Raw genomic sequence first — 13,949 nt, 5'->3', positions numbered from 1 at the left:
TATCTTGCGCGCACGCAATGCTTGCCTCGCAGCGGCAGCGGCTCTGACGCTGGCTGCCTGCTCGTCCTCCGAGCCGACGACCTCCGGGCTGCCCGATTTTTCGGATATCGCCCGCGACGCCGGCCCATCGGTGGTCAACATCGCGACGATCAGCCGGAGCAATGGCGACGCGGCATCCGGAGGGCTGCCTTTCGGGCTTGAGGAATCGCCTTTCGGAGATTGGTTCCGCGACCGTTTCGGCGATGAGGGGGCAGACCGGCCCTCGCGTTCGCTGGGTTCCGGCTTCGTGCTGTGGGATGACTATGTCCTGACCAATCATCACGTCGTGCGTAATGCCGACGAGATCATCGTGCGCCTGGCCGACCGGCGTGAGCTGGAAGCCGAGGTTGTGGGCTCGGACGAGCGTTCCGATCTGGCTCTGCTAAAGCTCGATGCCGACAACGTTCAGCCCGTGCGCATTGGTAACAGCGAAGCGCTGGAAGTCGGCAACTGGGTCGTGGCTATTGGTTCGCCCTTCGGCTTCGAGCAGACCGTCACCGCCGGTATCGTCTCTGCCAAGGGGCGCAGCCTGTCGAGCGGCCAGTACGTGCCCTTCATCCAGACGGACGTGGCGATCAATCAGGGCAACAGCGGCGGGCCACTGTTCAATCTGAATGGTGAGGTCGTGGGCATCAACTCGCAGATCTACAGCCAGACCGGCGGCTTCCAGGGCATTTCCTTCGCCATCCCGATCGACATGGCGATCAGTGTCGCCGAGCAGCTCCGCGACGAAGGCAGCGTCGCGCGCGGCTGGCTGGGCGTGGTGATCCAGGAGGTCACGCGCGACTTGGCGATGTCCTTCGGTCTCGATCGGCCGCGCGGGGCGCTGGTCACACGCGTGCTGCCGGACGGCCCCGCCGCCGACGCGGGCATCCGCGAGGGCGATGTCATCCTCCGCTTCGATGGTGAGAAGGTGCCGCGCTCGGCGGCGTTGCCGGCGCTGGTGGGCGCGAGCAAGCCGGGCAGCGAGGCCGAGGTCGAGCTGCTGCGCGACGGCGATCGCCGCAGCCTGGAAGTCACCGTGGGGCGCCTTGAGGAATCGGCTGTGCGCGACGACGCCGCGCCCAAGCCGAAGCCGCCGGTAGATGCGGGCGTGCTGGGTATGCGTGTTCAGCCGCTCAGCGATGTCGAGCGCGAGGACGCCGGTGTCATGGGCAGCGGCGTGCGCGTGGTCGAGGTCCGCGAGGGGCCGGCGGCTGCCGCCGGCATTCGCCGTAATGACATCATCCTGAGCGTGGCCGGGAGCGAAGTCGATTCCGCCTCTCGCTTGAGCGAGCTGGTCGAGCGTCAGACTCCTGGTCGCTCTGTGCCGTTTCTGGTGCAGCGCGGTGGCTCACCGCTCTTCATCGCCGTGCGTATCCCGGAGTGAATGGCCCCTGCTTGCTGACGCGGCCGGGCTGCGACCTCTGTGACGAGTTCCACGCCGAGTGGCACGCAGCCTTTCCGGGGATAGAGCTTCCGCGCCTGAACGTCGACCGGGATCCCGCGCTCAGGCAGCGTTTCGGGGGCACGATACCGGTGCTTCTCGATGAATCTGACCGGGAAGTATGCCGGGTGTGCTTCGATCGTTTGGCCTGTGAGCCGCTGGCGGTGCGGATGGGGCGCGACAGCTGACGCCGGCGCGGCCGGTAGCGGTCGCGTGCGTATAATCGCAGGCTATTTTGGCGCCCCCGGTGCCGTGGGATCCCATGCAGCAGACACGCATTCGCAACTTCTCGATCATCGCGCATATCGATCACGGCAAGTCGACGCTGGCTGATCGATTCATCCAGCTCTGTCACGGGCTGGAAGAGCGCGAGATGCAGGAGCAGGTGCTCGACAATAATCCGATCGAGCGCGAGCGCGGCATCACCATCAAGTCGCAGGCGATCACGCTGCACTTCACGGCGCGCGATGGCATCGAATACCAGCTCAATCTGATCGACACGCCGGGGCATGTCGACTTCTCCTACGAGGTCTCGCGCTCGCTGGCGTCCTGTGAAGGCGCGTTGCTCATCGTGGACGCGTCGCAGGGCGTGGAGGCGCAGACCGTGGCCAACTGCTACACGGCCGTCGACCAGGATCTGGAAGTGATTACGGTCCTGAATAAGGTGGATCTGCCCAACGCGGACTGCGAGCGGGTCATCACCGAGATTGAGGACATCATCGGCATCGAGGCGCGCGATGCGCTGCGCATCTCCGCGAAGACCGGCGAGGGCGTGACGGAGGTACTGGAGTCGCTGGTGGAGAAGGTGCCGCCGCCCGAGGGCAGTGCCGAGGCACCGGTGCAGGCGCTGATCATCGACTCCTGGTTCGACAACTATCTGGGCGTGATTTCGCTGGTGCGCGTGGTCAACGGGCGCCTGTCCAAGGGGCAGCGCATCCGGGTGATGGCCACCGGTCGTGATCACGAGATCAGCATGCTTGGCCGCAACACCCCCAAGCGCAACGAGCTGGATGCTCTGGAAACCGGCGAGGTAGGTTTCGTCGTCGCCGGTATCAAGGATATCGACGGCGCGCCGGTGGGCGATACCCTGACCGATGCGCGTCATCCCTGCGACAAGCGCCTACCTGGTTTCCGAGAGATTCAGCCGCGCGTCTTCGCCGGCATCTTTCCGGTGTCCTCGGACGACTTCGAGGAATTGCGCGATGCGCTGTCCAAGCTGCGCCTGAACGACTCCGCGCTGTCCTACGAGCCGGAGAGTTCAACGGCCCTCGGCTTCGGCTTCCGCTGTGGCTTCCTGGGCATGCTGCACATGGAGATCGTGCAGGAGCGATTGGAGCGTGAGTACAACATTGATCTCATCACCACCGCGCCTTCGGTGGTCTATGAGTGCGCTCTGCACGATGGTTCGACGAAGAGCGTGCAGAACCCGGCAGAGCTGCCCGACAGCGGTCTGATTATGGAGCTGCGCGAGCCCATTATCACCGCCCGCATCCTCATGCCGGAGCGCTGCATCGGCGCGGTCATGCAGCTCTGCATGGAGAAGCGCGCTGGCGAGCCGGAGCTGCACTACCACGGCAGTCAGGTGCAGATGGTGGTGGATATGCCGCTGGCCGAGGTGGTACTCGACTTCTTCGATCGCCTGAAGAGCGTTTCGCGCGGCTACGCCAGCTTCGAGTACGACTTCAAGCATTTCGCGGTGGCCGAGCTAGTGCGGCTGGACGTGCTCGTCAATGGCGAGCGCGTCGATGCGCTGTCGACGATCTGCCATCGCGACATGGCCTATGACCGAGGACGCGGCCTCTGCGAGCGCATGCAGGAGCTGATCCCGCGGCAGATGTTCGATGTCGCCATCCAGGCGGCCATCGGCTCGCGCATTCTCGCGCGCACCACTGTCAAGGCGTTGCGCAAGAATGTGACGGCCAAGTGCTACGGCGGCGACGTCTCGCGCAAGCGCAAGCTTCTGGAGAAGCAGAAGGAAGGTAAGAAGCGCATGAAGCAGGTTGGCAACGTCGAGATCCCGCAGTCGGCCTTCCTCGCCATACTCAACGTTGATAGGAGGTAGCCCTGTGGAAGTCTTCCTGAGCGATTTCCATTGGGATTTCGCGGTCATTCTTACGGTCGCCGCGCTGGTGACCGGCGTCATCTATCTGCTGGACGTGCTGGTCTTTGCGCCGCGGCGGCGCGCGGCCGGTAGCGAGAAGGGCAACTGGGCCGTCGAGTTTTCGCGCTCCTTCTTTCCGGTCATCCTGGTCGTGCTGCTGCTGCGCAGTTTTGCCGTCGAGCCCTTCCGCATTCCCTCGGGATCGATGATCCCCACGCTTCTGGTCGGTGACTTCATTCTCGTCGACAAGCACGCCTATGGACTGCGTAGCCCCGTAGGTTTCTGGCAGATCACCGAAGGCAGCGATCCCGAGCGCGGCGACGTCGCCGTTTTCCGCTTCCCCGTTGAGCCCAGCAAGGACTTCATCAAGCGTGTCATCGGCCTGCCGGGGGATCACATTGTCTATCGCGACAAGCGCTTGACCATCAACGGCCAGGACATGCCCGTGGAGCCGGGCGGTGTCGTGCGCGTACCCGGGGTGCCCGGGGGCGTGGTTGAGCGCTATATCGAGCGTATCGGTGATGTGCAGCATCCGATCATCGTCAACCCCAACGCGCCGTCGCGCAGCATCGATTTCATCGTCCCTGAAGGCGAGTACTTCGTCATGGGCGACAATCGCGACGGCAGCGACGACTCGCGGCGCTGGGGTACCGTACCGGAGCGCAATCTCGTCGGACGGGCCTTCCTGATCTGGATGAACTGGAACGGCGAGCTCGGCCGGCCCAACTTCTCGCGTATCGGCACGATCATCGAATAGGGGGTGGCCATGAAATCGATGTCCCGGGGAATGACGGTGTGGGGGTTGCTGGTAGTGATGGCGCTGGTCGCCTTCACCGCGCTGCTGCTGATGCGGGCGGTGCCCGTCTACCTCAACGATATGAAAGTGCAGAACGCGCTGGAGAAGGTAGCCACCGACTCCGAAATGTCGGATGCCGGTGGTCGCGCTTTGTACGGCGCGCTACAGCGCTACTGGGACATCGAGCGCATCAGCCATCTCGACCCCCGAGACGTGCGCGTGGTGCGCGAGCAGGGCGGCGGCCGCATATTCGAGTACGACTATGAAGCGCGGATCTCGCTGATCGCGAATATCGATCTCGTCTTCTACTTCGAGGACAGCGTCCCTATCGGTCGGAGGCCGTGAACCGCGAGCATCTCTACCGCCTGCTCGGCTACCGCTTTCGCGACGCGGCCCTGCTGGAGCGCGCGATGACGCATCGCAGCGCCGGCAGCGGCCACTACGAGCGCCTCGAATTCCTGGGTGACAGCCTACTGAATTTCGTCGTCGCGCAGGCGCTCTACCAGCGCCTTCCGGAGGCCACCGAGGGCGATCTCACGCGCATGCGCGCCGCGCTGGTGCGTGAGGAAACGCTGGGCGCGGTGGCCGCCGATCTGGGGCTTGCTGATTTCGTGCAGCTCGGTGGCAGCGCGCTGAAGAGCGGCGTCTACCGCCGCCGTTCGGTGCTCGCCGATACGGTAGAGGCGCTGATCGGCGCCGTTCTGCTCGACGCCGATATCGATACGGCGCGCGAATGCGTCGAACGCTGGTGGGGCGAGCGTTTGATCACACTGCCCGATCCGGACACCCTGAAGGATCCCAAGACGCGCCTGCAGGAATGGCTGCAGGGACGCTCGCGCCCGCGGCCGGAGTACGAGGTGCTGGAGATCTCCGGGCCCGCACATCAGCAACGCTTCCGTGTTTGCTGCCGCCTCGATGACGGCAACGAGCACGTCGAGGGCAACGGAGCAAGCCGGCGTGGCGCCGAGCAGAATGCCGCCCGAGCCATGTTGGAGAAACTCGATGCGTAGCGGCATGGTTGCAGTCCTCGGCCGGCCTAACGTCGGCAAGTCCAGCCTGGTTAACGCGCTGGTTGGGCGGAAGGTGTCCATCGTCAGCCGGCGGCCGCAGACCACTCGGCATCGTATCCAGGGTGTCTACAACGCGGACGATCTGCAGATCGTCTTCATCGATACCCCTGGCCTGCACGAGCACGAACACCGCACGCTGAACGAGTTCCTGAATCGCGCGGCGAGCAGTGCGATCGAAGGGGTCGATGCCGTGCTGCATGTCGTGGAGAGCGGCGCTTGGCGCGCCGACGACGATCTGGCGCTGGCGCGCGCCGCGCGCGCTGGTGTGCCCGTCATCGCGGCGCTGAACAAGGTCGATCGGCGCGCGCAGAAGCAGGAGCTGCTGCCCGAGATCGCCAAGCTCAACGAGCGCCACGCCTATGCCGCCATCGTGCCCGTCTCGGCAACGCACGGAGACAACCTCGAAGGCTTGGCCGACGCGCTGGCCGCTTATATGCCGGAAGGGCCGATGCTCTTCCCGCCGGGACAGATCCAGGGTCACGACTTGGCCTTCACGGTGGCCGAATGCGTGCGCGAGAAGCTGACCCGTATGCTGCACGAAGAGCTGCCCTATGCCCTCAGCGTTGGTGTCGAGGCGCTGGAGGACAAGCCGGGTCTGCTGCGTGCCCACGCCGTGATCTGGGTCGAGCGCGAGCCGCAGAAGAAGATCGTGGTCGGCGCCGGCGGCAGCACCATCAAGCGGGTAGGTACGGCCGCCCGCCGCGATCTCGAGGCGCAGCTCGACAAGAAGGTTTTTCTTCAGACCTACGTCCGCGTGCGCCCCAACTGGAGCGATGATCCGGCCGCCTTGCGCGCGCTGGGCTACGACGACGGATGAGCGCGGTCGAGCGCGTCCGCGACGAGCCGGCCTATCTGCTGCTGCGGCGCCCTTATCGCGACAGCAGCCTCCTGCTGGAAGCCCTGACGGCGGCGCATGGCCGCGTCGGCTTGGTGGCGCGCGGCGCCCGCGCCAGCCGGCGCGGCAGTAGCCCGCAGCTGCTGCAACGCTATCTGCTGGCGTGGCAGCGGCGCGGCGAACTGGGCACGCTCACCGGCGCCGACGCCCAGGGTGCGCCCTGGCTGCTCGGCGGCGAGCGCGTGGTCTGGATGTGGTACGCCAACGAGCTGCTGCTGCGCGCGTTGGCGCGGGATGATCCACATCCGGACATCTTTGCGGCCTATGTCGCCTTGCTGGAGGCACTGGCCGGAGCGAACGGCGAGGAGTCCGCGCAGACTGCGCTGCGGCGCTTCGAATGGGCTCTTCTCGGGGCGCTTGGCTATCAGCCGTCGGCGGGCGAGCTCCTGGATCCGGAAGGCCGCTATGACTACGACCTGCAGCGCGGCGTGACGCGCAGCGGCGACGGCGCCTTCTTCGGCGCGGCGCTCGATGCCGCGCTGCACGGCGCCCTCGACACCGCGCCTGCGCGCGCGGCCGCCCGGGCCGTGTTCGCAGCCCATCTGCCAGAATTGATCGGCGATCGCCCGCTGCAGACGCCCGCCATGCTGCGCCGGCTGCGCACTATCCGGAAGGAACCGTCATGACGCATCACACCCCTCACAGCCTGCGCCTCGGCGTCAACGTTGATCACGTCGCGACACTGCGCCAGGCGCGCGGCACGAGCTATCCCGATCCGGTGGAGGCGGCGATGATCGCCCAGGGTGCTGGCGCCGACGGCATCACGGTGCATCTGCGCGAGGATCGTCGGCACATCCAGGATGCTGACGTTGAGCGCCTGCTCGCCAAGGCTCTGGTACCGGTCAATCTGGAGATGGCCGCCGTGCCGGCGATGACCGTCATCGCCGAGCGGCTGGCGCCGCCGCGCGCCTGTCTGGTTCCGGAGCGGCGCGAGGAGGTCACCACTGAAGGTGGTCTCGACGTGCGCGGCAACGCCGCGGCCATTACCGACACGGTCGCGCGCCTGGCAGCCGTCGGTACACGCGTATCCCTCTTCGTTGATCCGAAGCCGGCGCTGATCGAGGCCATCGTCGCTATTGGTGCGCCGGCGGTGGAAATGCATACCGGCGCCTACGCCGACGCGCCGAATGCGACGGCGCGCGATGCCGAACTCGGCCGCCTGCGCGCCTTTGCAACTGCCGCGGCCGCCGCCGGGTTGGAAGTGCACGCCGGCCACGGTCTGCACACCGGCAACGTCGGCGCGGTGGCGGCCATCACCGAAGTCGTGGAACTCAATATCGGCCACGCTATCATCGCCGACGCGGTCTTTCAGGGGCTTCCCGCGGCCATCGCCACCATGCGCCGCGCCATGCTGCGCGCACGCCGCGAGGCGGCGAACGGATGATTCTCGGCGTCGGTGTCGACCTCGCCAGCGTGGCGCGCTTTCGCGCGTTGCTCGCGCGGCGAGGCGGCCGTGCCGTAAGGCGGCTGTTGGCCGCAGAAGAAGCCATCGCGCACGCCCGTGCCCGCGATCCGGCGCGCGATCTCGCCAAGCGCTGGGCCGTCAAGGAGGCCTATGCCAAGGCGCTGGGCACGGGCTTGGCGGGCATCGCTGCGCGTGATATCGCGCTGATGCGCGCAGCCGACAGCGGTGCGCCCGGTATCCGTTTGTCGACGGCCGGTCAGGCTTTCGCGGCGGCGCGAGGGGCAGGTGCGGCGCACATCAGTCTGAGCGACGAGGGCGATCAGGTGATCGCGATGGTTGTGGTCGAGCGCGCCTCAGGCGTCGGCTGATCCGGCGGCTGGCCGCTCGGCGATCATCTCGCTGGCGCTGGCAAGATCGTGCAGCGCGCGCCGGCTGCCGATGGTGGCCAGCCCCATGCTGAAGGCCGGCAGCAGCCAGAGTAGCAGCCAGGCCGGGGCGTTGGAGCGGTCCTCTATCGCGGCCAGGCCGCCGACAACCAGTGGCAGTATGCAGAGCAGCAGCATCAGGAAGAAGCGCGCGCTGGCCAGCGTCAGGCTCGGCGCCGCGTCGCTGTCCGCGCGGCGCAGGCGCAGGTGCCAGGCGCGCATGCCCAGCGTTTGTCCGCCAAGTGTCCAGGAGCGCGTGAAATATAACCAGCTGCCAAGCACCATCAGCACCTGCAGCACGGCGCGGTCGTTGCTGCCGCCGACGAATGCCTGCGTCGGTATGGCGACTACCGTGATGCTCATGCAGATGGCCAGAACAAGCAGGCCGTCGTAGGCCGAGGCCGCCAGTCGACGCCAGAGGGCAGCCGGACGCGCAATGGATGGTGCTGACATGCGGGGAAGCATACCGTCGCGCGTTGCAATCAGGCGGACGGCGGAGCATGAAACGGCGCGTGCCGGCGATAGCGATGCCGCATTGTGACGCTACAATCGAGTCACTAGTCGCGGCGTTAGCCGTGCCCCATTTGTACCGGGAAGCGCAGCAATGAATGAGCAAGCAGCGGGTCCGACATGTCGCTGGCCGGGTGGAGCAGGGGATCAGTCCGGCTTTCCCGATCCCGAGCAGGATCTCGCACCGGAAGCCGGCGTCGAGTCGGCCGAGATGGTGGTTGCCGGTGGCTGCTTCTGGTGCGTGGACGCGGTTTTTCGCCGTGTGGTTGGCGTGCTTGCCTCGGAGTGCGGCTACTGCGGCGGATCCGCTGCCACCGCGAACTACATGCGTGTCTGCGGCGGCGATACCGGTCACGCCGAAGCAGTACGCCTGCGCTACGACCCGCAGCAGATATCCTTCGGGGCGCTGCTCAAGATCTTTTTTTCAGTGGCGCACGATCCTACGCAGCGCGATCGGCAGGGGCATGACGTTGGTCCACAGTATCGCTCGGCGGTGTTCTATGCCGACGAGGCGCAGCGCGCGGTCGCGGCGGCCTATATCGACCAGCTTGACGCGGCAGGCATATTTCCGGCCCCCATTGCGACAACGCTGGAGCCGCTAGAGGCCTTCCATCCGGCCGAGCCTGAACACCAGGCCTACGCCGAGCGCCATCCCGACGCTGGCTACATCCGCATCGTTGCGCAGCCGAAGCTGGAGAAGCTGGGCAAGGCTTTCGCCACACAGCTGCGCGGCTAAGCCGCTGTCTCTGTCCGGTGGGCGCGGTACTGGGTTGCCTGCTGTTGCTGTCTACCTGCAGCGCCGATCCGATGGCGCTCTCGGTGGCGCGTGGTGACGTGCGCGAGCAGAAGCTCGACAGTATCGCCTGGCTGGGTGCGCGGCTCGACTTGCCGGCGCTCGACATCCTCCCAAACTGGCGGCTGCACTACGAGTTCGAAGCCGGAATGATCGATGCCCAGCCCGATGATCAGAACGCTCTGAATCTCATGCTCGGCCCGACCCTGCAATGGCACTTGCCGGCGACGGAATGGACCGTCATCGTCGAGGGTGGGCTGCGCCCGACTTATATCAATCGCGCCATCTTCAACGAGCGCTCCATCGGCGGCAGCTTCCATCTCGCGTCGCACATCGGTGCGGTGTTCCGGCTTCGCCGTATCCCGGTACAGCTTGGCGCGCGCTTCCTGCACATCTCCAACGGCAGCGTTCGTGGCGATAGCCCGGGGATGAACTACGCGCTCTTCAGTTTCGGCTACTACTGGTATCCGCAGGCGGAGATGCGTAGCGGGGCAGGGGCGGACTGATGCAGTGATGCGGGGCTCGGCTGCAGCGGCCCAAATCCGTACCGGACGATTTTGTCGAACCCCTCCGGGGTTCGAGTCGTGCCGCTGCAAACAAAAAAGGCGGAACCGATGGCTCCGCCCTTTCGACCGTATGGCGCTCCCACGGGGACTGTGCGGCCCCTCCATGGGCCGCACCCCGGCCTTTCGGCCGGGGCCCGCCTTCGGCGGTCCAAAATCGTACCGGACGATTTTGTCGAACCCCTCCGGGGTTCGAGTCGTGCCGCTGCAAACAAAAAAGGCGGAACCGGTGGCTCCGCCCTTTTGACCGTATGGCGCTCCCACGGGGACTCGAACCCCGGTTTTCGCCGTGAGAGGGCGACGTCCTGGACCGCTAGACGATGGGAGCATAGGTGTTGACCTACAATGCGCACATTATGCGGCATACGGTGGCCGGGCGCCAAGCCCCCGGAGGCATTTCCGGCCGCCCACTTCGAGGATCAAGCACTATCAGCGACTCAGCACGCATCGGGCGCGAACACCACCCGGTATCGCGCAAGCTCATTTCACAGGCGGCACTGCGTGTGCTGTACACCCTCAACGAGGCCGGCTTCGATGCCTACCTCGTCGGTGGCGGTGTGCGCGACATCCTGGCCGGAATCGAGCCCAAGGACTTCGACATCGCCACCAACGCGCATCCGGAGCAGGTAAAGGAGCTGTTCCGCAGCTGTCGGCTGGTGGGACGGCGCTTCGTCATCGCGCATGTGCGTTTCGGGCGCGAAATCATCGAGGTCACGACTTTTCGTGGTGCGCTCACCGACTCGCACGAGCGCGACGAGACGGGCCGCATCCTGTCGGATAACGTCTATGGCAGCGATATCTGCTCGGACGCGCAGCGCCGCGATTTCACCGTCAACGGCCTCTACTACGACATCTCGGATTTCAGCATCCTGGATTACGTCGGTGGCGTGGCGGACATGCAGGCGCGCTGCATCCGGCTGATCGGCGATCCGGAGCTGCGCTACCGCGAGGATCCGGTGCGCATGCTGCGCGCGGTGCGCATCGCCAACAAACTGGAGTTCACGATCGATCCGGGTACGCTGGCGCCGATCGGGAAGCTGGCGCAGTTGCTCGGGGAGGTCCCACCGGCGCGGCTCTTCGACGAAGTCCTCAAGCTGCTGCAGTGCCGTGACGCGGTCGCCAATTTTGCCGGGCTCGTCGATACCGGGCTGTTGCCCGAACTGTTTCCACAGCTGGCGCAATGCATACACGAGAAGGCCGTGCGCGGCCTCATCGACGATGCGCTGGCCAACACGGCGCGGCGGATCGCCAACGAGCAGCCGGTGACGCCGGCTTTCCTCTTCGCCACGCTGCTCTGGCCGGTGGTCAGCCGCCGCGCCGCCGTGCTGGAAGCGGAGGCCGAGTTGCCTCCGGCGCCGGCGCTGGCCCAGGCCGCCGACGAGGCTTTGGTGCAGCAGGTCGAGCGCGTGGCGATTCCGAAGCGCTTCTCGGCGCCAGCGCGCGAAATCTGGATGATGCAATCGCGCTTTGCCTTCCGGCGTGGCAAGCGCCCGCAACGTCTGATGGCGCATCCGCGCTTCCGAGCCGCCTACGATTTCTATTGTCTGCGCGCCGAAGCCGGCGAAGCCGATGCCGAGATCGCGCAGTGGTGGACTGATGCACAGAACGACCCCGCGAATCTGCCGCCGGCGGCCGAGTCTGCTGCTGCACCGGCGCGCCGGCGGCGGCGCAGGCGGGGCGGAGCTGGCAACGCCGGGCAGTGAACACGGCGAGAACCGTTGCCGCCATCGGCCTGGGCGCGAACCTGGGTGATCCGCCCGCCCAGATTGAAGCCGCGCTTGCCGCGCTGGCTGAATTGCCTGATTCAAGCCTGAGCGCGCGTTCGCGGCTCTACCGCAGCGCGCCCATGGGGCCGCCCCAGCCCGACTATTGCAACGCCGCCTGCCTGCTGGAAACGAGATTGTCGCCGGAGGCGCTGCTTGCGGCCTGTCACCGCGTCGAGGCCGAGGCTGGGCGTCAGCGCAGCTGTACGCGCTGGTTGGCGCGCGAGCTGGACATCGACCTGCTCGTCTACGGCGACCTTCTGCGGGATACGGCACAGCTGCAGTTGCCGCATCCGGGCATCGGCGAGCGCAATTTCGTGCTGGTGCCGCTGGCCGAGATTGCGCCGGATCTCGAGATTCCGGGACTCGGCCGTGCCGGTGTGTTGGCCGCCGCCTGCGGGCGTGAGGGCCTCGCCGTCTGGCCTGAATTACCATGAGCGCTGAGTCTTTCGGAGCCCGCCGCCGTGACTGATGCCCCCGTCAATATCGCTGTGCTGCGCGCCATGCGCGAGCAGGACCAGCGTATCGCCTGCCTGACCGCCTACGACGCCAGCTTCGGCGCCGTCATGGACGCCGCCGGCGTCGATGTCGTGCTGGTAGGCGACTCCCTGGGAATGGTTATCCAGGGACGTAGCACTACCACTGCTGTCACGGTGGACGACATCGTCTATCACTCGCGTTGCGTTGCGCCGTCGTTGTCGCGTGCCTTCCTTGTCGCGGACATGCCCTTCCTCTCTTTCGGCACGCGCTCGCGCGCGCTCGACGCTGCACAGCGACTGATGCAGGAGGGCGGTGCGGCCATGGTCAAGCTGGAGGGCGGGCGCGAGCAGGCCAAGATCGTCGAGTTCCTCGCTGCGCGCGGCGTGCCGGTTTGCGCGCATCTCGGCCTGCAGCCGCAGCTCATCCACAAGATGGGCCGTTTCCGCGTGCAGGGCCGCGAGGACGCCGCCGCCGAGGCCATGCGCCGCGACGCACGCATTCTTGAGGATGCGGGCGCCGACATGCTGCTGCTGGAGTGTGTGCCGGCCGCGTTGGGAGCGAGCATCACCAAGGCCGCCGGAGTGCCGGTGATCGGGATCGGCGCCGGCGCCGAGGTCGACGGCCAGATCCTGGTTCTGCACGACATCCTCGGCATCTCGGCGCAGGCGCGCAGCGGTCGGCCGCCGCGCTTCGTGCGCAACTTCATGCAGGACCAGCCCGATATCGCTTCTGCTCTGGGTGCCTATGTCGCGGCCGTGCGTGACGGCAGCTACCCGGCCTCCGAGCACTGCTTCTGAGCGCAGCCATGCAGCTGCTGCAAGACGTGTCCGCGCTCCGTGCCTGGCGCGAGGCCGAGCGCGCATCCGGCCGTCGTGTGGCGCTGGTGCCGACCATGGGAAATCTCCATCCCGGGCATATCGCCTTGCTGGACACGGCGCGCGCGCATGCCGAGACCCTCATCGCCAGCATCTTCGTCAATCCCCTGCAGTTCGGGCCCAACGAGGATTTCGACCGCTATCCGCGCACCCTCGACGATGATCTGGCGGCGTTGCGGAAAGCCGGGTGCCAGGCGGTCTTCGCTCCGGACGAGGCCACGCTTTATCCCCACGGTCGCGATATCACGCAGGTGCACGTCCCGGAGCTGGGGGACATGCTTTGCGGTGCGGATCGGCCCGGCCATTTCGACGGAGTTACCACCGTCGTGAGCCTCCTTTTCAATCTGGTCCAGCCCGACGCCGCGGTCTTCGGTGAGAAGGACTATCAGCAGCTGCAGATCATCCGGCGCATGGTGCGCGACCTGCACATGCCGGTGGCGGTGCACGGCCACCCCATTGCGCGCGAGCCGGATGGACTCGCCCGTTCGTCGCGAAACCAGTACCTCAGCCCAGACGAGCGCGCCGTGGCGCCCAAGCTGTACGCAACGCTGCGCGAGCTTGCCGAGGCGCTGCGCGCCGGCGGTCGCGATATTCCGGCGCTGGAGACGCAGGGCATGGAAAGGCTTCGCCATGCGTGCTTTTCGCCGGTCTATCTACGGATTCTTGGTCCCGATCTCGGGCCCCCGCAGGTGCCCGGCGAGCTGCTTATCGTCGTTGCCGCAAGGCTTGGCAATACGCGGCTTATCGACAATTTGCGCCTCTCCGTCTGAAATCTGGTTGCCGTGGCGGATAATGGTGGCTACACTGC

Annotated in this window: 17 protein-coding genes and 1 tRNA gene; 16 read left to right on the top strand and 2 right to left on the bottom strand. The window is 66.3% G+C overall.

Annotation, left to right across the window (positions count from 1 at the left end; translation table 11 throughout):
- Positions 1-4: 4 nt before the first annotated feature.
- From U743_RS09670 to acpS, 10 genes are all read left to right on the top strand, one after another.
- Positions 5-1,408, top strand: coding sequence for a DegQ family serine endoprotease (locus tag U743_RS09670; RefSeq protein WP_052368420.1), 1,404 nt, complete (start codon positions 5-7; stop codon positions 1,406-1,408).
- A complete protein-coding gene (locus U743_RS19775; RefSeq protein ID WP_084191460.1) occupies positions 1,405-1,653 on the top strand; it encodes a glutaredoxin family protein in 249 nt (82 codons plus the stop codon). Before U743_RS09670 ends, U743_RS19775 begins: the two co-directional genes overlap by 4 nt.
- A gap of 74 nt (positions 1,654-1,727) precedes the next feature.
- Entirely contained in the window at positions 1,728-3,527 is a 1,800-nt protein-coding gene (gene lepA, locus U743_RS09660; protein WP_043767701.1) for a translation elongation factor 4, read from the top strand.
- Positions 3,528-3,531: 4 nt separating this feature from the next.
- Entirely contained in the window at positions 3,532-4,323 is a 792-nt protein-coding gene (gene lepB / locus U743_RS09655; protein WP_232226763.1) for a signal peptidase I, read from the top strand.
- 9 nt (positions 4,324-4,332) lie between these two features.
- Positions 4,333-4,707: a DUF4845 domain-containing protein gene (locus U743_RS09650; protein WP_043767697.1), complete on the top strand. Its 375-nt coding sequence runs from the start codon at positions 4,333-4,335 to the stop codon at positions 4,705-4,707.
- Positions 4,704-5,372 (top strand): ribonuclease III, encoded by a 669-nt coding sequence (gene rnc / locus U743_RS09645; protein WP_043767694.1) that lies wholly within the window; start codon positions 4,704-4,706, stop codon positions 5,370-5,372. Before U743_RS09650 ends, rnc begins: the two co-directional genes overlap by 4 nt.
- On the top strand, positions 5,365-6,249 hold the full coding sequence (era, locus tag U743_RS09640) for a GTPase Era (protein ID WP_043767692.1): 885 nt from the start codon (positions 5,365-5,367) through the stop codon (positions 6,247-6,249). The genes rnc and era overlap by 8 nt, the downstream gene beginning before the upstream one ends.
- Positions 6,246-6,953 (top strand): DNA repair protein RecO, encoded by a 708-nt coding sequence (recO, locus tag U743_RS09635; protein WP_043767689.1) that lies wholly within the window; start codon positions 6,246-6,248, stop codon positions 6,951-6,953. The genes era and recO overlap by 4 nt, the downstream gene beginning before the upstream one ends.
- Positions 6,950-7,711, top strand: coding sequence for a pyridoxine 5'-phosphate synthase (locus U743_RS09630; RefSeq protein ID WP_043767686.1), 762 nt, complete (start codon positions 6,950-6,952; stop codon positions 7,709-7,711). The genes recO and U743_RS09630 overlap by 4 nt, the downstream gene beginning before the upstream one ends.
- A complete protein-coding gene (gene acpS, locus U743_RS09625; protein ID WP_043767683.1) occupies positions 7,708-8,100 on the top strand; it encodes a holo-ACP synthase in 393 nt (130 codons plus the stop codon). The genes U743_RS09630 and acpS overlap by 4 nt, the downstream gene beginning before the upstream one ends.
- Here the strand turns inward: acpS and U743_RS18115 are convergent.
- Positions 8,086-8,610, bottom strand: coding sequence for an RDD family protein (locus U743_RS18115; RefSeq protein ID WP_198021990.1), 525 nt, complete (start codon positions 8,608-8,610; stop codon positions 8,086-8,088). The two genes, acpS and U743_RS18115, sit on opposite strands and share 15 nt — an antisense overlap.
- Positions 8,611-8,761: 151 nt before the next feature.
- Between U743_RS18115 and msrA the strand changes: the two genes are divergently transcribed.
- Entirely contained in the window at positions 8,762-9,403 is a 642-nt protein-coding gene (gene msrA / locus U743_RS09615; RefSeq protein WP_043767680.1) for a peptide-methionine (S)-S-oxide reductase MsrA, read from the top strand.
- A gap of 44 nt (positions 9,404-9,447) precedes the next feature.
- The gene (locus U743_RS09610; RefSeq protein WP_156966398.1) at positions 9,448-9,966 is read left to right on the top strand and encodes an acyloxyacyl hydrolase; all 519 of its coding nucleotides are present in this window, start codon (positions 9,448-9,450) and stop codon (positions 9,964-9,966) included.
- A gap of 309 nt (positions 9,967-10,275) precedes the next feature.
- Here U743_RS09610 and U743_RS09605 read toward each other — a convergent pair.
- Positions 10,276-10,351: transfer RNA gene (locus U743_RS09605), tRNA-Glu, on the bottom strand.
- A 28-nt stretch (positions 10,352-10,379) separates the two neighbouring features.
- Between U743_RS09605 and pcnB the strand changes: the two genes are divergently transcribed.
- Genes pcnB through panC form a run of 4 tightly spaced genes read left to right on the top strand, consistent with a single transcriptional unit; the run spans position 10,380 to position 13,911 of the window.
- On the top strand, positions 10,380-11,726 hold the full coding sequence (gene pcnB, locus U743_RS09600) for a polynucleotide adenylyltransferase PcnB (protein ID WP_084191757.1): 1,347 nt from the start codon (positions 10,380-10,382) through the stop codon (positions 11,724-11,726).
- Entirely contained in the window at positions 11,723-12,223 is a 501-nt protein-coding gene (folK, locus tag U743_RS09595; RefSeq protein ID WP_043767675.1) for a 2-amino-4-hydroxy-6-hydroxymethyldihydropteridine diphosphokinase, read from the top strand. The genes pcnB and folK overlap by 4 nt, the downstream gene beginning before the upstream one ends.
- A gap of 27 nt (positions 12,224-12,250) precedes the next feature.
- Positions 12,251-13,063 (top strand): 3-methyl-2-oxobutanoate hydroxymethyltransferase, encoded by an 813-nt coding sequence (gene panB, locus U743_RS09590; RefSeq protein ID WP_043767672.1) that lies wholly within the window; start codon positions 12,251-12,253, stop codon positions 13,061-13,063.
- An 8-nt stretch (positions 13,064-13,071) separates the two neighbouring features.
- Positions 13,072-13,911, top strand: coding sequence for a pantoate--beta-alanine ligase (panC, locus tag U743_RS09585; RefSeq protein ID WP_043767669.1), 840 nt, complete (start codon positions 13,072-13,074; stop codon positions 13,909-13,911).
- The last annotated feature ends 38 nt before the right edge of the window (positions 13,912-13,949 follow it).

It is taken from the genome of Algiphilus aromaticivorans DG1253 (genome assembly GCF_000733765.1).
Taxonomy (GTDB): Bacteria; Pseudomonadota; Gammaproteobacteria; order Nevskiales; family Nevskiaceae; genus Algiphilus; species Algiphilus aromaticivorans.
The sequence above is the reverse complement of the archived record's forward strand: the minus strand, read 5'-3'. Positions and strand labels throughout refer to the sequence as shown.